The organism is Rathayibacter sp. AY2B3 (assembly GCF_002931755.1).
Classification (GTDB): Bacteria; Actinomycetota; Actinomycetes; order Actinomycetales; family Microbacteriaceae; genus Rathayibacter.
Window position 1 is genome coordinate 43,515 of the sequence record NZ_PSUG01000021.1, and the last position, 16,667, is coordinate 60,181.

Consider the following 16,667-nt stretch of genomic DNA (forward strand, 5'->3'; position numbering starts at 1 on the left):
CATGTCAGGGCCCGGGTGGGGCACGACCCGATTCAAGGACCACGATGACCTCGCTCCTCTCCCGTATCCTCGCCTCCGACGGGACGCTGCCGTTCGCGGTGGTCCTCCGCCAGGGCCGCGACGCCGTCGACGTGTTCACGGGCGACGTGCTCGACGTCGAGGGCCTGGCCGACATCCCGCTCGACGGCGACGACGTGCTGACGCTGGTGCCCTACCGGCAGGTGCGCGAGCGCGGCTTCGCGGCGAAGGACGACGGAGCCCCGCTGCGCAACCTCGTGGTGCGCGAGCGCGAGAGCGTCCCGCTGGCGGAGGTGCTGCGGCTGCTGCCCGAGCGGGAGATCCCGGTGGAGGAGCGCGGCTTCGACGTGCCGGACGACGAGTACGCCGACATCGTCCGCCGGGTGATCGAGGACGAGATCGGGCGCGGTGAGGGCGCCAACTTCGTCATCAACCGCGCGTTCGTCGCGCAGACCGACGCGCCGCCCGTCGAGGCGGTCCTGGCCTGGTTCCGCCGCCTGCTCACCGACGAGTCCGGCGCGTACTGGACCTTCGCTATCCACACGCCCGGCGTCGGCGGCGCGCAGACGGTCACCGCCGTCGGCGCGACGCCCGAGCGCCACGTCTCGGTGCGCGACGGCGTCGCCATGATGAACCCGATCAGCGGCACCTTCCGCCACCCCGCGGCCGGGCCCACCGGGGAGGAGGTGCTCGCGTTCCTCGCCGACGTCAAGGAGAGCGAGGAGCTCTTCATGGTGGTGGACGAGGAGATGAAGATGATGAGCGCGGTCTGCCCGGACGGCGGCCGCATCCTCGGCCCGTTCCTCAAGCAGATGTCGCGGCTCAGCCACACCGAGTACCTGCTCGAGGGCCGCACCGGACTCGACGTGCGCGAGGTCCTGCGGCTGACGATGTTCGCGCCCACGGTCACCGGCTCGCCGATGGAGAACGCGTGCGCTGTGATCGCCGAGTACGAGAAGGAGCCGCGCGGCTACTACTCCGGCGTTCTCGCCCTCTTCGAGCCGGAGGAGCACGGCTACACGGTCGACGCCCCCATCCTCATCCGCACCGCCTACCTCCGCGCGGACGGCCGCCTCACCGTGCCGGCGGGCGCGACCCTCGTCCGCCACTCCACTCCCGAGGGCGAGGTCGCCGAGACGCGCGCGAAGGCGTCGGGCGTCCTCTCCGCCCTGGGCCTCCTGCCGCACCGCGACGTGCCGCCGGCCATCGATCTGAACGCGCAGCCGGGCGTGCAGGAGGCGCTCGAGGCGCGCAACGAGCGGCTCGCCTCGTTCTGGCTCCGACCTCAGGCGCCCGAGCACATCGCCGGCCTCGCCGGGCACACCGCGCTGATCGTCGACAACGAGGACCAGTTCACGACGATGCTCGCCCACCAGCTGCGCCATCTCGGGATGGACGCCCGGGTCGAGCGCTGGTCCGAGGTCGCCGACGTGCTGAGCGACGACCTCGTCGTCTTCGGTCCCGGCCCGGGCGACCCCCGCGACGCCTCCGAGCCGCGGATCGCGCACCTGCGCGCGCTGATGACCGCGCGCCTCGAGGCGGAGCGGCCGATGCTCGCCGTCTGCCTCAGCCACCAGATGCTGTCGCTGCTGGCGGGCCTCCCGGTCGAGCCGCTGCCCGCGCCCCGCCAGGGCGTGCGCCTGGCGGTGGACGTGTTCGGCGAGGACGCGGCCATCGGCTTCTACAACACCTTCTCCTCCGTCGCCCCCGGCGTCACGCGCACGCCCCGGCTGGGGCTCGAGGTCTCGGTCGACCCGGAGACGGGAGTGGTCAACGCCCTGCGGGGCGAGCACGTCGCGTCGGTGCAGGGGCACCTGGAGTCGGTGCTCTCCTCCGACGGCCTGCGCACCCTGGAGCGGCTGGTCCGCACCGCGACGGCGCAGCCGGCCCGGGCATGAGTCGGCTGCGGCTGATCGCCTCCCCCGCCTACTCGCCCGAGCTGCAGGAGGCGGTGGCCGGCGCCGTGCGCGCGGCGGCGGAGGCGGCGCGCGGCTGGTACGGGCGCGGCGACAAGCTCGCGGCCGACGCGGCATCGGTGGCGGCGATGCGGGCGGTGCTCGCCGACGCTCCGTTCGACGGCGTCGTCGTGATCGGCGAGGGCGAGAAGGACGAGGCCCCGATGCTCGCGAACGGCGAGCGCCTCGGCCGCGCCTCCGCTCCCTCCTGCGACGTGGCGGTCGATCCGCTCGACGGCACCCGGCTCACGGCGGAGGGGCTCCCCGGCTCGGTGAGCGTGATCGCGCTCGCCCCGCGCGGCACGCTGTTCGACCCGCGCGACGTGTTCTACATGGACAAGCTGGTCTGCTCCGGACCGGGCCGGGGCGCCGTCTCGCTCGATCTCCCTCCGGCCGAGAACGCCGCACGGCTGGCGGCGGCGCTCGGGAAGCCCGTCGCGGAGCTGGTCGTCGTCGTGCTCGACAAGCCGCGCCACGCCGGGCTGATCGCGGCTCTGCGCGCGGCCGGGGTCGCGCTCGAGCTGCGCGGCGAGGGCGACGTGTCGGTCGCGATCGAGGCGGCCGACCCCGCGGGCCGGGTCGACCTCGTCCTCGGCGTCGGCGGCACCCCGGAGGGAGTGGTCGCCGCGTGCGCCGTCCGCGCCCTCGGCGGCGTCATGGAGGGGCGCCTCGCCCCGCAGACCTCGGCCGAGCGCGCGAACGCGCTGGCCGCGGGGCACGACCTCGACCGGCTGCTGACCCTCCACGACCTGGTCTCCTCCGACGACGTGCTCTTCGCGGGCTGCGCGGTCTGACCGCTGCCCGCCGGCCGGGCCCGCCCCAGCGCCCGAGCCGGGACGAGGGGTGACGGATGTCACGCCCCATCGGTGACAGAGGACCGGGGCACTCGGGCGGGCGCCTCGGCAGGCTGAGGACATGACCTCGACCGACCTCGCCGTGCAGGCGACCGCCCTCACCAAGAGCTTCGGCTCCGTCGCTGCTGTGGCCGGGGTGGACCTCACCGTCCGCCCCGGCGAGATCGTCGCCTTCCTCGGCCCCAACGGCGCGGGCAAGACCACCACCCTCGACATGCTCCTGGGCCTCTCGGCCCCGGACACCGGCGAGGTGACGGTGTTCGGGCGCCCGCCACGCACGGCGATCGCGCACGGACTCGTCTCGGCCGTCCTGCAGACCGGCGGCCTGCTCAAGGACCTCAGCGTCCACGAGACCCTGGAGCTGACCGCGAGCCTCTTCGCCGACACCCGGCCGATCGACGAGGTGCTGGAGCGGGCCGGAATCGCCGAGCTCGCCTCCCGCCGCGTGGGGCTGTGCTCCGGCGGCCAGCAGCAGCGGCTCCGGTTCGCGATGGCGCTGCTGTCGGATCCCGGCCTGCTCCTGCTCGACGAGCCGACGACGGGCATGGACGTCGAGGGGCGCCGCGCGTTCTGGCACGCCATCCGCACCGACGCGGCGCGCGGGCGCACCGTGCTCTTCGCGACGCACTACCTCGAGGAGGCGGACGAGTACGCCGACCGCATCGTCCTGATGAGCCGCGGCCGGATCGTCGCCGACGGGACGACGAGCAGCATCAAGAACCTCGTCTCCGGCCGGATCGTGCACGCGACCCTCCCCGGCGCCGACCTCGCCGCCCTGGCCGCCCTTCCCCGGGTCTCCAGCGTCGAGGCGCAGGGCGACCGGATCGCCGTGCACACCGACGACTCCGACGCTCTCGCCCGGCACCTGCTCACCCGCACCGGGGCCTGCGACGTCGAGATCACCGCCCAGAACCTCGAGAGCGTCTTCCTCGCCCTCACCTCCGAAGGAGCGTCCGCATGACCGCCACGACCCCCGCCGCCGACCGCGTCCGCCTCGACCGCCGCTCGCCGGCGCTGGGAGGCTTCACCACGACCTACCTGCGCATCGAGATCCTGCGGCGGCTGCGGAACCGCCGGACGCTCTTCTTCACCCTCCTCTTCCCGGTGCTGATGTTCTTCATCGTCGGCTATCCGCTCCGCGACGAGCCGCTGACCGCGACCCCGATCGCGGCGGGCGGCGTCTCGGTCGCCGCGTTCATCATGGTGTCGATGTCGATGTACGGAGCGATGATGTCCGCGACGCAGACGGGAGCGGCCGTCGCCGTGGAGCGCGCGCAGGGCTGGAGCCGGCAGCTGCGGCTCACCCCGCTGAACCCGGTGGTCAACGTGCTGATCAAGATGATCGCCGGGATGGTGCTCGGCCTGCTCGCCGTCGTCGCCACCTTCGCGGCCGGCGCCGCCAGCGGCATCGAGCTCTCGGCGGTGCAGTGGGTCGCGACCGGACTGACCGGTTGGCTGCTCGCGAGCGCCGTCTTCACCACGCTCGGCCTCATGGTGGGCTACATGGTGCCGGGCGAGAACGCGGCGCAGATCACGAGCCTGGTCATCGTGGTCCTCGCGTTCCTCGGCGGCCTCTTCTACCCGGTGAGCAGCATGCCCGGATTCATGCAGAGCATCGCCGCCCTGACCCCGGTCTACGGGATCAGCGAGCTCGCGCGGGCGCCGCTCACCGGCGAGGGGTTCGACCTGGGCGCCCTGGTCGACGCACTCGTGTGGCTCGGTCTGCTCCTGGGCGGCACGGTGTTCTTCTTCCGCCGCGACACGAAGCGGGTATGAGGGATGCGCGGCGCGGGCCGCCTCGGTCCTAGGGTGAGCGCGTGAGCAGCACCACCGCCTCCGGACACGGCGAGCCCGGCTGGCCGATCCGCCCGGCCGCGGCGGGCGCCGATCCGGGCGCGACCCTGCGCACGGCGCTGTGGACGCCGCGGGCGCTCCGCTGGTACACCGGCGCCGTCTTCTCGCTCTTCTGGGTCTACTCGACCGTGCCGTCGGTCCTCGACGACCCGGAGTGGCCCGGCCGCGTCGCCGGCGTCGTCCTCATCGCCGCGTTCAGCGCCGGGTTCCTCGTCGCCCCGCCGCTCGCCTGGACCCTGGCGACCCGGGGCCGGCTGCTGATCTGCCTCGGGCTGCTCGCCTTCTCCTTCACGCTCCTCCCGTGGCTCGGCCGCGACGTGACCGGGCTCTGGACCTACGTCGGGGTCCTCGTGGGCATGTGCGTGTTCACCTGGCGCCTCACCGTGGTCCTCGTCGGAGCTCTCGCGCTCGTGACGCTCGCCGTCCGCCTCGAGAGCGACGGCGTCACCGAGACCGCGTTCGTGGTGCCGGTGATCATCCTCTCCATCTCGCTGATGATGGCCACCTTCGCGCGCACGATCGCCACGGTGAACCAGCTCCGCGAGACCCGGGCCGAGCTGGAGGTGCTGACGGCCGAGCGCGAGCGGAGCAGGGTCGCCCGCGACATCCACGACATCCTGGGGCACTCGCTGACGGTGATCACGGTCAAGTCCGAGCTGGCCGGACGCGTCCTCGACGCCGACCCCGAACGGGCCCGCGCCGAGATCGCGGACGTGGAGACCCTCGCCCGGGGCGCCCTCGCCGACGTCCGCGCGACCGTCTCGGGCTTCCGCGCCACGACGGCGAGCGGGGCGCTGGCGGCCGCGCGCGGCGCTCTGACCGCAGCGGGGATCACCGCCGAGCTGCCCTCCTCCACCGACACCGTGCTCCCGCAGCACCGCGAGCTGGTGGGGTGGGTGATCCGGGAGGGAGCGACCAACGTCGTCCGCCATTCGGGAGCCTCGCGCTGCCGCATCCGTCTCACCGCCTGCGAGGTCGAGATCGCCGACGACGGAGCGGGTCCTCAGGCGGCCGGGACCGGCTCGACCGGGCTGGCGGGGCTGCGCGAGCGCGTCGAGGCGGCGGGCGGACGGCTCTCCGTCGGACGGAGCGAGCTCGGCGGCTTCCGCCTGACGGCATCGCTCCCAGGAGGCGGACGTTGAGCGCCCTGCGGCTCCTGATCGCGGACGACCAGGCGCTGGTGCGGGGCGCCCTCGCCGCTCTGCTCTCCCTGGAGCCGGACATCGACGTCGTCGCGGAGGTCGGCCGCGGAGACGAGGTGGTCGCCGCGGCGATCGCCTCGACGCCGGACGTCGCGCTGCTCGACATCGAGATGCCGGGCCTGGACGGGATCGCCGCCGCCGCACTCCTCCGCGATGCGCTGCCGTCCTGCCGCGTGCTGATCGTGACGACCTTCGGCCGCCCCGGCTACCTCACCCGGGCGATGCAGGCGGGGGCCTCGGGCTTCGTGGTGAAGGACACCCCGTCCGCCCGGCTGGCCGACGCCGTGCGCCGGGTCGGGCAGGGGCTGCGCGTGGTGGACCCCGCCCTCGCAGCGGAGTCGCTGGCGCAGGGGGGCACACCGCTGACCGAGCGGGAGGCCGATGTGCTCGCCGCCGCGCGTACCGGCGGATCGATCGCCGACCTCGCGCGGATGCTGCACCTCTCCCCCGGGACGGTCAGGAACCACCTCTCGGCGGTGATCGGCAAGACCGGAGCGCGCAACCGGGCCGACGCCGTGCGGATCGCCGAGCGGAACGGCTGGCTCTGAGCGGGCCGCGCGGTCCGCGGGTCCGGGAACGCCGAAGGCCCCGACTCGACGCGCGAACCGGGGCCTTCTCGCTGTAGCGGGAGCGGGACTTGAACCCGCGACACCACGATTATGAGCCGTGTGCTCTAACCACCTGAGCTACCCCGCCGCGCGTTCTTCGCAGGCCTGGCCTGCGGGGAACGGAGCCCCCTGTGGGAATCGGACCCACTACCTCTTCCTTACCAAGGAAGTGCTCTACCAATGAGCTAAGGGGGCGCACCCGCGGGTCTGACAGCCCCTCTCGGGACGTGCCCGCGATTTGGCACCGTTAGACGATAGCACCTCCGCGGAGCGTCGATGACCGCGGGGGACGCGCCCCCGCGGCCGCCCGTCTGCGGCTACGCCCGGCTCGCCTCGTCGAGCGCGGCGAGCTCCTCGGCGCTCAGCTCGAGGGAGGCCGAGGCGATCAGAGCCGGCAGCTGCTCCATCACCCGGGCGCTGGCGATCGGCGCGACCACTCCGGGCTGCGAGCGGAGCCACGCGAGCGCCACCGTCGCCACCTCGGCGCCGTGCGCCTCCGCCGCCGCGTCGAGCGCCGCCAGCACCCGGCGGCCGCGGCCGTCGAGGTAGCGGGAGGCGCCGTCGGCGCGCGGGCCCTCGGGGGTCGAGCCGTCGCGGTACTTGCCGGTCAGGAAGCCGGACGCCAGAGCGGAGTAAGGGACGACGGCCAGCCCCGCCTCGCGGGCGAGGGGCAGCAGGTCGGCCTCGATCCCGCGCTCCACGAGGTTGTAGTGCGGCTGGAGGGCGACGGGCGCGTGCAGGCCCTCCTCGCCCGCGACCCGCAGCCACTCCGCGACGCGCTCGGGGCTGAAGTTCGACACTCCGATCGCGCGGACCAGGCCCTGGTCGACCAGCTCGGAGAAGACGGCCGCGATGTCGGCCATCGGCACGGCCTCGTCGTCGAAGTGGGCGTAGTAGAGGTCGATCCGATCGGTCCCGAGGCGCTCGAGGGAGGCGCGGGCGGCCGCGCGCACGGTGTCGGGCGCGAGGCCGGTGAACTGCGGGTGGCGGCCCGCCTTCGTCGCGATCACCACGTCGTCGCGGTTCCCCGAGCGCTGAGCGAGCCACTCGCCGATGATCGTCTCGGACTCGCCGCCCGTGTTGCCCGGGACCCAGGCGGAGTAGGCGTCGGCGGTGTCGATGAAGTCGCCGCCCGCGGCCGTGTAGCCGTCGAGGACGTCGAAGGAGGTCTGCCGCCCCGCGGTCCACCCGAAGACGTTGCCGCCGAGCGAGAGCGGGAAGACGTCGATGCCGGAGTCGCCGAGCGGCGAGCGGGTGACGGAGGAGGATGCTGCGCTGTCGATGCTCATCCCCCGATTCAAGACCCGCTCCCCGCCACGATCGATCCCCCTCCCGCGCATGCGCGGCAAGGACTCAGACTCTCAGCGCCGCGGGTAGTCGGCGTAGGCGAAGCGCGTCGAGTCCGGCGCCCAGCCGGAGACGTTGATCGTCCCCTGCCCGCCGTGGAGGCGCTCCAGCACGCGGCCGGGCTCGAGCGTCGCGCGCCCCGGGAGGCCGAGCAGCCGCAGCTCGACGTCGACGTTCTCGGGGTGCCCGGCCGTCCCCTCCGGATAGGCGAGGTAGAGCAGGTGCGCGCCGTCGGGCGACTCGTGCGGGAACCAGTCGACCGTGTCCGACTCGACCAGGCGCACGAGCCCGGAGCCGTCGAGGCCGAGGCGGAAGAGCTGCGCCCCTCCTCCGGCCCGCTCGGAGTTGAAGACGAGGGTGCGGCCGTCGGCCGAGACGTCGACGCCGTCGTCGGCCGGCTCGTCGTCGGTCAGGGCGGTGAGCGCGCCTCCTCCGGCCGGCATCGTGTAGACGTCGGTCCGCCACCGCCCGGAGGCGTCGCCGCCGCCGATCAGCGCGAGGGTCGCCCCGTCCGGCGAGACGCCGTGCAGGTAGTGCTTGAAGCGTGCGCCCTCGCGCTCGGCGGTCAGGCGGCGGGCGGGGGCGGAGCCGTCGAGCTCGACCGCGTAGAGGTGCCCGTCGCGCGCCGAGACGTAGGCGAGCCCGCCGGACGGGGCGAGCACGTGGTCGTTGTTGAGCTCGGCCGGCACCCCGTCGAGCGGGATCGGCTCGAGCGCTGCCGTCCCCTCCAGCGGCAGCCGGAAGAGGCCGCCGTCGCCGTTGACGATCAGGGCGGAGCCGTCCGGGGTCCAGTTCGGCGCCTCCACGAGGACGGAGTCGGATTCGAAGACGGTCGTCGACTCCCCCGTCCCGAGGTCGTGGACGCGGAGTCGGCAGAGCTGGTCGGGCAGGAGGGAGCGTGCCATGCTCCCCACGCTAGGGCCCTGGCGGATCGCGACGGGGCCGTCAAGCCTCCGCGTACTCAGGTTCCGCGTGAGGGCGCTCCGTTATTCTTGACCGACTTATGCGCTGGGTACACCTTGGGAGGAACATGTGATGCTCCTCATCCTCGTGATCTCGTTCGCGATCGCCGTGGTGACCCCCTGGCTGGTGGACCGGTTCGGGCCGAAGACCTTCTACGCGCTCGCGCTGATCCCGGCCGCGAGCTTCGCCGCCACCGCGACCGCCCTGCCGACGATCCTCGACGGCGGCGAGATCCGCGAGACCGTGCCGTGGATCCCCGCGCTGGACATCGCCCTCTCCTTCCGCCTGGACGCGCTCTCGATCGTCCTCGCCCTCGTGGTCAGCGGAGTGGGCGCCCTGGTCCTGGCCTACTGCGCGACGTACTTCAGCCGCGACGAGCCCTCGCTGGGCCGGTTCGCCGCGCTCCTGTCCGCGTTCGCCGGAGTGATGTACGGGCTGGTGACGGCCGACGACGTGATCATCCTCTTCGTCTTCTGGGAGGCGACGAGCGTCCTCTCCTACCTCCTCATCGGCCACTACAGCGGGCGCAAGGAGAGCCGGGGCGCCGGGCTCCAGGCGCTCCTGGTCACGACTCTCGGCGGGCTGGCGATGCTGGTCGGGATCATCGTCCTGATCGTGCAGGCCGGCACCACCAGCCTGTCCGGGATCGTCGCCGCCGCCCCCTCCGGCCCGATCGTGTCGACGGCGCTGGTGCTCGTGCTGCTCGGCGCGTTCTCGAAGTCGGCCCTGGTGCCGTTCCACTTCTGGCTGCCGGCCGCGATGGCCGCTCCGACGCCGGTCAGCGCCTACCTGCACGCCGCCGCGATGGTGAAGGCGGGCATCTACCTCGTCGCGCGCCTAGCGCCGGGCTTCGCCGACGACTCCGTCTGGCTGCCCGTGGTGGTGAGCGTCGGCGTCTGGACGATGCTCGTCGGCGGCTGGCGCTCGCTCCGGCAGTACGACCTCAAGCTCGTGCTGGCCTACGGCACTGTCAGCCAGCTCGGCTTCCTGACCGTCGCCGTCGGCTTCGGCTCGCGCGACGCCGCGCTGGCCGGGCTGACCCTGCTCGTCGCCCACGCCCTCTTCAAGGCGCTGCTCTTCCTCACCGTCGGCATCGTCGACCACCGCGCCGGCACGCGCGACCTCCGCAAGCTCAGCGGCCTGGGCCGCCAGGCGCCGGTGCTCGCGGGCGCGGCCCTCGTCGGCGTGCTGTCGATGGCGGGCATCCCGCCGCTGCTGGGCTTCGTCGCCAAGGAGGCCGTGTTCACGAGCCTGATCTCGGCGATCGAGCAGGGCTCGTTCTGGGCCTGGGTCGCGCTCGTCGGCCTCGTCCTCGGCTCGATCCTCACCGCGGCTTACTCCGCCCGCTTCTTCTGGGGCGCCTTCGCCCGCAAGAAGGGGCTCGAGGACACGCACCTGCACGCCGAGCCGTGGACCTTCACCGCCGCCCCGGTGCTGCTGGCGGCCGCCAGCGTGATCGGCGGGATCGCCGCCTCCGTCCTCGACCCGCTCGTCGCCGTCTACGCGGACACCCTCCGCTCCGCCGCCCCGGACGCCGATCCGGAGCCGGCCGCCGCAGCGGAGGCCTCCGACCACGGCGGCTACCACCTCGCGCTCTGGCACGGCTTCGAGCCCGCGCTGGCACTCAGCGCCCTCGTGATCGCCGTCGGACTCCTGCTCTTCGCCAAGCGCGTCGCCGTCGCGCGCGCCCAGTCGATGCTGCCCAACCGGATCGACTCCGCCGAGGGCTACTGGGCCACCGTCCGCTGGCTCGACCGCGTCGCCAGCACGGTCACGGAGTTCGTCCAGCGCGGCTCGCTCCCCCGCTACCTGACGGTGATCTTCGCGGTCTTCGTCCTCGGCGTCGGCGGTGCGGCCGCCCTCAACCGCACCTGGCCGGGCGACCTCGTCTTCTGGGACAGCCCGGGCCAGCTCGCGGTCGCGGCCGTGATGATCCTCGCAGCGGTGCTGTGCGCGATCGCCCGCAACCGCGTCGCCGCCGTGCTGCTCGCCGGCGCCACCGGCTACGGGATGGTCGCCCTCTTCGCCCTGCAGGGCGCGCCCGACCTCGCCCTCACCCAGGCGCTGATCGAGACGGTGACCCTCGTGGTCTTCGTCCTGGTCCTGCGCCGCCTCCCGACCCGCATCGCCGCGAAGCACCAGCCGATGCGCAAGCGCCTGCGCGCTGTCATCGGCATCGCCGTCGGAGCGGTCATGGCCCTCGCCGCCACCATCGCCCTCGGCGCCCGGACCGCGACGCCGATCTCGGCCGAGCTGCCCCGCCTCGCCTACGAGGAGGGCAAGGGCCGCAACATCGTCAACGTCCTGCTCGTCGACATCCGCGCCTGGGACACGATGGGCGAGATCTCGGTCCTCGTCGTGGTCGCCACCGGCGTCGCGAGCCTGATCTTCCTCTCCAGCCGGGCCGGAGGCGCACCCCGCCTCGAGTCGCAGAGCGCGGACGACCGCCGCGAGCGCGCGATGGACCTGACCGCCTCCTCCGCCGACGCCGAGCGCGACGGCGACCGCGGCTCCTGGCTCGTCGCCGGACGCACGCTGCGGCCGGAGAACCGCTCGATCGTGCTCGAGGTGCTGGTGCGCCTGCTCTTCCACCCCGCGATGATCGTGTCGGTCTACCTGCTCTTCACCGGCCACAACACCCCGGGCGGAGGCTTCGCGGGCGGTCTGCTCGCCGGACTCGCCCTCGTCGCGCGCTACCTCGCCGGCGGCCGCTTCGAGCTCGGCGAGGCCGCGCCGATCGACGCCGGCAAGGTCCTCGGACTCGGGCTCTTCTTCGCCGTCGGCACCGCCGTCTCCTCCCTGGCCTTCGGCCTCGAGGTCCTCGAGTCGAGCTGGCTCGACCTCGAGGTGCCGGTGCTGGGCGAGCTCCACCTGGGCACGTCCACCCTCTTCGACATCGGGGTGTACCTGATCGTGATCGGCCTCGCCCTCGACATCCTCCGCAGCCTCGGCGGCGAGGTCGACCGCCACGGCGAGGAGGCCGAGCAGGGCTCCCCCTCGGGCGACGGCGTCACGCACTCGACGGACAGCACCCCCGGCCCCGGCCAGGGCACCGTCGACGGGCTCGAGACCTCGCTCCCCACCGGCGCCACCGTCGTCGGCGGGCCGGGCAGGGGGGACGGCGCATGAGCATCACCCTCGTCCTCGTCGTCGTGATGGCGGTGATGTACGCGGCCGGCGTCTACCAGATGCTCGAGCGCAGCCTCACCCGCATCCTGATCGGGTTCCTGCTCGTCGGGAACGCGACCAACATCCTCATCCTGCTGATGGCCGGCCGCTCGGGCATCGCGCCGTTCGTCACCGACGACGGGCGCTCCTACGAGCAGATCGCCGCCGAGATGGCCGACCCGCTGCCGCAGGCGCTGATCCTCACGGCGATCGTGATCACCTTCGGGGTGTCCGCCTTCCTGCTCGCGATGATCTACCGGCGCTGGCGCCTCGCCAACGCCGACCAGGTGGAGGACGACGAGACCGACGCCTCGGTCCGCGAGGACGCTGCGGGCATCTCGGCCCAGACCACCGCCGACGACCGGGCGCTCGACGTCCTGCTCGAGTCCAGCGACGAGGGCACCGCCGCCAAGCACGGGGAGAGCGCCATGACCGACGACAGGAAGGAGGACCGATGAACGCCCTGATCCCGCTCGTCGTCACCCTCCCCCTCCTGGGAGCGGCCGTCGCGCTGATCCTCGGACGCCACCGGCGCGCGCAGATCACCGTGAACATCGTGACGCTCTCGAGCGTGCTGGTGATCTCCTCGGTGATGCTCGTGCTGGTCCTCACCGGCGACGGAGGCGGCAGCGCGGTCTACGTGGGCGGCTGGGAGCCGCCGTGGGGCATCGTGCTGGTCGTCGATCCGCTCGCCGCGCTGATGCTCGTGATCACCTCGATCACCCTGCTCGGCGTCCTGCTGTTCTCGGTCGGCCAGGGCCTCGTCGACGGCAACCGCGAGACGCCGGTCACGATCTTCCACCCGACCTACCTGATCCTCTCGGCGGGCATCCTCAACGCCTTCGTCGCGGGCGACCTCTTCAACCTCTACGTCGGCTTCGAGATCCTGCTGGCCGCGAGCTACGTGCTGATCACCCTGGGCGGCACCGCGCCGCGGATCCGCGCCGGCACGACCTACGTGGTCGTCAGCCTGGTCTCGAGCGTCTTCTTCCTCTCGGCCATCGGCCTGCTCTACGGCGCCACCGGCACGGTCAACATGGCGCAGCTCTCGATCCGCATCGCCGAGCTCCCCGCCGACGTGCAGCTGGTGCTCCACGTGGTGCTGCTGCTGGGCTTCGGGATCAAGGCGGCCGTGTTCCCCCTCTCGTTCTGGCTCCCGGACTCGTACCCCACGGCGCCGGCGCCGGTCACCGCCGTCTTCGCCGGACTCCTCACCAAGGTCGGCGTGTACGCGCTGATCCGCACCGAGACCCTGCTCTTCCCGGGCGGGAGGCTGAGCGAGGTGCTGCTGGTAGTGGCGCTGCTGACGCTGATCGTCGGCATCCTCGGCGCGGTCGCGCAGGCCGACATCAAGCGGATGCTGTCCTTCACGCTGGTCTCGCACATCGGCTACATGGTGTTCGGGATCGCCGTGGGCACCCCGGCCGGCTACGCGGCGACGATCTTCTACGTCATCCACCACATCACCGTGCAGACGACGCTGTTCCTCGCGACCGGCCTGATCGAGCGCGTCGGCGGCACCACCTCGATCCTGCGCCTCGGCGGGCTGCTCAAGGCCTCGCCGCTGCTGGCGCTGCTCTACTTCATCCCCGCGATGAACCTCGGCGGGATCCCGCCGTTCACCGGCTTCCTCGGCAAGGTGGGGCTCTTCGTCGCCGGCACGGAATCGGCCGTCGACCAGCCCTCATGGCTGATCTGGGCCGTCATCGCCGCCGGGGCCGTGACCTCGCTCCTGACCCTCTACGCCGTCGCGCGCGTCTGGAACATGGTCTTCTGGCGCCGCCAGGAGGAGGTGCCCGGCTACGAGTCGCCCCTGATCGACCAGCTGCAGGAGGACCCCCACGACACGGGCAGCATCCGCACCCGCCACTCGCCGCCGATGATGGTGCTGGCCACCGCGGGGATGGTCGTGGTCGGCGTCGCGCTGACCGTCGGCGCCGGTCCCCTCTACGACGCGAGCGAGCGCGCGGCGACCGCGGTCGCCGACCCCGCGACCTACATCGCGACCGTCTACCGCGACTCGTCCTTCGGAGAGGAGGGGCCGCGATGAGCCCCCGCCGCCGCGTCGACATCTGGAACCGCGTCGCGATGTTCGTGACTCTCGTCGGCATCTGGGTGCTGCTCTGGGACGACGTCTCAGTGCTGTCGATCGTCACCGGCTTCCTGGTCGCCCTGCTGATCACCCGGGTGTTCTACCTGCCGCCGGTCGAGTTCTCGAACCGCATCAACCCGTGGTTCGTGCTGGTCTTCCTCGCGCGGCTCGTCTACGACATCGCGGTCGCCTCGGTCCGGGTCTCGTGGCAGATCCTCACCCTGCCGGTGCCGGTGCACAACGCCATCGTCGCCGTGCACCTGCGGAGCCGCTCCGAGGGGATGCTGGTCTGGACCACCGAGGCGGTGACCCTCGTCCCCGGCTCGCTCGTGATCGACGTCGACCCCCAGAAGAACGTGCTCTACCTGCACGTGCTCGGCGTCCTCCACGACGAGGGCGAGCGCATCGACGAGGTGCGCCGGACCGTCCTCGAGACCGAGGCCCGCATCGTCCGCGCCATCGGCTCCCGCGAGGACGTGCAGAGGGTGAACCGGCCGATCGAGGCCGGGGCGGGGGTGGTCCGGTGATCGACTGGCTGATCTGGATCCTGGTGCCGGTGTTCGGCGCCGCCTGCCTGCTCGCACTCGTGCGGATCCTCCGTGGACCCTCCGTTCTGGACCGCGTCGTCGCGGCCGACGTGCTCGTCGCGACGATCATCTGCGGGATCGGCGCCGAGATGGCCGTCAACCACCACGCGCGGACCCTGCCCGTCGTGCTCGGGCTCGCGCTCTTCGCCGTCTTCGGCTCGATCAGCGTCGCCAAGTTCATGGCCAACCGCGAGGAGGACTGACATGGACCTGTTCTTCGACGTCCTGACCGCGGTGCTGCTCGTCGCCGGCGCCCTGCTCTCGCTCGTCGCCGCCATCGGCCTGCTGCGCTTCGACGACCTGCTGTCCCGGATGCACGCGGGCACGAAGCCTCAGGTGCTCGGCCTGATCTGCGTGATGCTCGCGGTCGCCATCCGGAACCCCGGCTTCGCCGCAGCGGGGACGATCGTGCTGGTGATCGGCTTCCAGCTGCTGACCGTGCCCGTCTCGGCGCACATGGTGGGCCGGGCCGCCTACCGGGCCGAGGCCGTCTCCCCCGGCCACCTCGTCGCCGACGAGCTCGCCGAGGCGGTCACCCGCGCCGACGAGCAGGCCCGCGCCACCGGGCCCGAGACCGCGCACGCGTCCGAGGAGCGGGCACGGACCTCCTCCGCACCGCCGCCCGAGGACGAGGACGGCCCGGCCGCGACCGCCTAGGCGGCGAGGACGAGCTGCACGGCGGTCGCGCCGGTCATGCTGCGCAGGGCGAATCCGCCGATCGCGAGGGTGACGGCGACCAGGCCGCCGACGAGCAGCACCAGAACCGGCACCACCCACAGCAGCGCCCGTCGGCGTCGGGCCCGGGCCTCGTCCGGCGTCTCATCCATCACCCGTCGACTGTACGGGACGGCGGGGGCGTGCCCCCGGCGCCCCCGGGCCGCCCGATAAACTCGGCCCATGACCCTGGACTCCGCTCTCTCCGGCGCGCCCGAGAACTCCCCCGGCCCCGACTCCGAGGCCGAGCACCGCCGGGGAGCCGAGTGGTGGCGCACCGCCGTCATCTACCAGATCTACCCGCGCTCCTTCGCGGACGCGGACGGCGACGGCATCGGCGACCTGCCCGGGATCGCCTCGCGCCTCGAGAGCCTCGCCGAGCTCGGCGTCGACGCGATCTGGCTCTCCCCCTTCATGACCTCGCCGCAGAAGGACGCGGGCTACGACGTCGCCGACTACTGCGACGTCGATCCGCTCTTCGGCACCCTCGCCGACTTCGACGCGATGCTGGCCCGCGCTCACGCCCTGGGCATCCGGATCATCGTCGACCTCGTCCCCAACCACTCCTCCAGCGCCCACCGCTGGTTCCAGGAGGCGCTCGCCGCTCCCGCGGGCAGCGCCGAGCGGGCGCGCTACCTGTTCCGCGACGGCCGGGGCGAGTCGGGCGAGCTGCCCCCGAACAACTGGGAGTCGGTCTTCGGCGGCCCCGCGTGGACTCGCGTCATGGAGCCCGACGGCTCGGCCGGTCAGTGGTACCTTCACCTCTTCGACACCTCGCAGCCCGACTTCGACTGGACGAACGAGTGGGTGCGCGAGCGCTTCCGCGAGGTCCTCCGCTTCTGGCTCGACCGCGGCGTCGACGGCTTCCGCGTCGACGTGGCGCACGGGATGATCAAGGCCGAGGGTCTGCCCGACTACACGCCGCCCGCCGACAGCGGGTCGATGGGCGGAGTCGCGACCGCCGACGGCGAGGAGCCCGCCACCGCCCCCTACTGGGCCCAGGACGGCGTCCACGAGATCTACCGCGACTGGCACTCCCTGCTCGCCGAGTACCCGGACGACCGCGTGCTCTGCGCCGAGGCGTGGGTGCAGCCGCTCTCGAAGCTCGCCCGCTGGGTCCGCCCCGACGAGATGCACCAGGCCTTCAACTTCGCCTACCTCGAGACCCCGTGGAGCGCACCCGCCCTCCGCGACATCATCGACTCCTCCGTCGAAGCCTTCGCCGCGGTCGGCGCCCCGTCGACCTGGGTGCTGTCGAACCACGACGTCGTGCGCCACGCGAGCCGCCTGGCCCTGACGTCCGAC

General features: G+C 72.8%; 16 protein-coding genes and 2 tRNA genes. 13 read left to right on the forward strand and 5 right to left on the reverse strand.

Annotated features, from left to right (window positions below):
• Positions 1-44: 44 nt before the first annotated feature.
• From C5C24_RS08790 to C5C24_RS08815, 6 genes are all read left to right on the forward strand, one after another.
• Positions 45-1,916 (forward strand): anthranilate synthase family protein, encoded by a 1,872-nt coding sequence (locus tag C5C24_RS08790; protein WP_104304784.1) that lies wholly within the window; start codon positions 45-47, stop codon positions 1,914-1,916.
• Entirely contained in the window at positions 1,913-2,767 is an 855-nt protein-coding gene (locus tag C5C24_RS08795) for a fructose-bisphosphatase class II family protein (protein ID WP_104304785.1), read from the forward strand. The genes C5C24_RS08790 and C5C24_RS08795 overlap by 4 nt, the downstream gene beginning before the upstream one ends.
• A 121-nt stretch (positions 2,768-2,888) precedes the next feature.
• On the forward strand, positions 2,889-3,788 hold the full coding sequence (locus C5C24_RS08800; protein ID WP_104304786.1) for an ABC transporter ATP-binding protein: 900 nt from the start codon (positions 2,889-2,891) through the stop codon (positions 3,786-3,788).
• The gene (locus C5C24_RS08805) at positions 3,785-4,603 is read left to right on the forward strand and encodes an ABC transporter permease (RefSeq protein ID WP_104277355.1); all 819 of its coding nucleotides are present in this window, start codon (positions 3,785-3,787) and stop codon (positions 4,601-4,603) included. Before C5C24_RS08800 ends, C5C24_RS08805 begins: the two co-directional genes overlap by 4 nt.
• A 41-nt stretch (positions 4,604-4,644) precedes the next feature.
• Positions 4,645-5,823 carry a sensor histidine kinase gene (locus C5C24_RS08810; RefSeq protein WP_258065116.1) on the forward strand — a complete coding sequence of 393 codons (1,179 nt, stop codon included), beginning with the start codon at positions 4,645-4,647 and terminating at the stop codon, positions 5,821-5,823.
• Positions 5,820-6,431 (forward strand): response regulator, encoded by a 612-nt coding sequence (locus C5C24_RS08815; RefSeq protein WP_104277353.1) that lies wholly within the window; start codon positions 5,820-5,822, stop codon positions 6,429-6,431. Before C5C24_RS08810 ends, C5C24_RS08815 begins: the two co-directional genes overlap by 4 nt.
• 74 nt (positions 6,432-6,505) lie before the next feature.
• Here the strand turns inward: C5C24_RS08815 and C5C24_RS08820 are convergent.
• From C5C24_RS08820 to C5C24_RS08835, 4 genes are all read right to left on the reverse strand, one after another.
• Positions 6,506-6,579: transfer RNA gene (locus C5C24_RS08820), tRNA-Met, on the reverse strand.
• A 35-nt stretch (positions 6,580-6,614) separates the two neighbouring features.
• A tRNA-Thr gene (locus C5C24_RS08825) sits at positions 6,615-6,686 on the reverse strand.
• Positions 6,687-6,808: 122 nt separating this feature from the next.
• Complete coding sequence (locus C5C24_RS08830; protein ID WP_104304787.1) at positions 6,809-7,780, reverse strand: aldo/keto reductase; 972 nt, start codon at positions 7,778-7,780, stop codon at positions 6,809-6,811.
• Positions 7,781-7,852: 72 nt separating this feature from the next.
• Positions 7,853-8,743: a PD40 domain-containing protein gene (locus C5C24_RS08835; RefSeq protein ID WP_104304788.1), complete on the reverse strand. Its 891-nt coding sequence runs from the start codon at positions 8,741-8,743 to the stop codon at positions 7,853-7,855.
• A 130-nt stretch (positions 8,744-8,873) separates the two neighbouring features.
• On the opposite strand from C5C24_RS08835, the gene C5C24_RS08840 reads away from it, so the two are divergent.
• The 6 genes from C5C24_RS08840 to mnhG are packed head-to-tail and all read left to right on the forward strand — an operon-like array spanning position 8,874 to position 15,305.
• On the forward strand, positions 8,874-11,930 hold the full coding sequence (locus C5C24_RS08840) for a Na+/H+ antiporter subunit A (protein WP_104304789.1): 3,057 nt from the start codon (positions 8,874-8,876) through the stop codon (positions 11,928-11,930).
• Complete coding sequence (locus C5C24_RS08845) at positions 11,927-12,427, forward strand: Na(+)/H(+) antiporter subunit C (RefSeq protein WP_104223614.1); 501 nt, start codon at positions 11,927-11,929, stop codon at positions 12,425-12,427. Before C5C24_RS08840 ends, C5C24_RS08845 begins: the two co-directional genes overlap by 4 nt.
• Entirely contained in the window at positions 12,424-14,019 is a 1,596-nt protein-coding gene (locus C5C24_RS08850) for a Na+/H+ antiporter subunit D (protein ID WP_104304790.1), read from the forward strand. The genes C5C24_RS08845 and C5C24_RS08850 overlap by 4 nt, the downstream gene beginning before the upstream one ends.
• Complete coding sequence (locus tag C5C24_RS08855) at positions 14,016-14,588, forward strand: Na+/H+ antiporter subunit E (RefSeq protein WP_104277348.1); 573 nt, start codon at positions 14,016-14,018, stop codon at positions 14,586-14,588. The genes C5C24_RS08850 and C5C24_RS08855 overlap by 4 nt, the downstream gene beginning before the upstream one ends.
• Positions 14,585-14,851 (forward strand): monovalent cation/H+ antiporter complex subunit F, encoded by a 267-nt coding sequence (locus C5C24_RS08860; protein ID WP_308470821.1) that lies wholly within the window; start codon positions 14,585-14,587, stop codon positions 14,849-14,851. The genes C5C24_RS08855 and C5C24_RS08860 overlap by 4 nt, the downstream gene beginning before the upstream one ends.
• A 1-nt stretch (position 14,852) precedes the next feature.
• Entirely contained in the window at positions 14,853-15,305 is a 453-nt protein-coding gene (mnhG, locus tag C5C24_RS08865; protein ID WP_104282035.1) for a monovalent cation/H(+) antiporter subunit G, read from the forward strand.
• Here mnhG and C5C24_RS17930 read toward each other — a convergent pair.
• Entirely contained in the window at positions 15,302-15,478 is a 177-nt protein-coding gene (locus tag C5C24_RS17930; RefSeq protein WP_181110031.1) for a hypothetical protein, read from the reverse strand. The genes mnhG and C5C24_RS17930 overlap by 4 nt on opposite strands.
• Before the next feature lie 67 nt (positions 15,479-15,545).
• Here C5C24_RS17930 and C5C24_RS08870 point away from each other — a divergent pair.
• Positions 15,546-16,667, forward strand: a 1,122-nt coding sequence (locus tag C5C24_RS08870; protein WP_258065118.1) for an alpha-amylase family glycosyl hydrolase, incomplete at its 3' end; no start/stop codon positions are given.

Excerpts from the sequence above, each read along its gene's own strand:
- C5C24_RS08795 (WP_104304785.1), top strand. The coding sequence starts at position 1,913 with ATGAGTCGGCTGCGGCTGATCGCCTCCCCCGCCTACTCGCCCGAGCTG.
- C5C24_RS08845 (WP_104223614.1), top strand. The coding sequence starts at position 11,927 with ATGAGCATCACCCTCGTCCTCGTCGTCGTGATGGCGGTGATGTACGCG.
- C5C24_RS08855 (WP_104277348.1), top strand. The coding sequence starts at position 14,016 with ATGAGCCCCCGCCGCCGCGTCGACATCTGGAACCGCGTCGCGATGTTC.
- C5C24_RS08840 (WP_104304789.1), top strand. The coding sequence starts at position 8,874 with ATGCTCCTCATCCTCGTGATCTCGTTCGCGATCGCCGTGGTGACCCCC.
- C5C24_RS08800 (WP_104304786.1), top strand. The coding sequence starts at position 2,889 with ATGACCTCGACCGACCTCGCCGTGCAGGCGACCGCCCTCACCAAGAGC.
- C5C24_RS08790 (WP_104304784.1), top strand. The coding sequence starts at position 45 with ATGACCTCGCTCCTCTCCCGTATCCTCGCCTCCGACGGGACGCTGCCG.
- C5C24_RS08830 (WP_104304787.1), bottom strand. The coding sequence starts at position 7,780 with ATGAGCATCGACAGCGCAGCATCCTCCTCCGTCACCCGCTCGCCGCTC.
- C5C24_RS08850 (WP_104304790.1), top strand. The coding sequence starts at position 12,424 with ATGAACGCCCTGATCCCGCTCGTCGTCACCCTCCCCCTCCTGGGAGCG.
- mnhG (WP_104282035.1), top strand. The coding sequence starts at position 14,853 with ATGGACCTGTTCTTCGACGTCCTGACCGCGGTGCTGCTCGTCGCCGGC.
- C5C24_RS08805 (WP_104277355.1), top strand. The coding sequence starts at position 3,785 with ATGACCGCCACGACCCCCGCCGCCGACCGCGTCCGCCTCGACCGCCGC.
- C5C24_RS08835 (WP_104304788.1), bottom strand. The coding sequence starts at position 8,743 with ATGGCACGCTCCCTCCTGCCCGACCAGCTCTGCCGACTCCGCGTCCAC.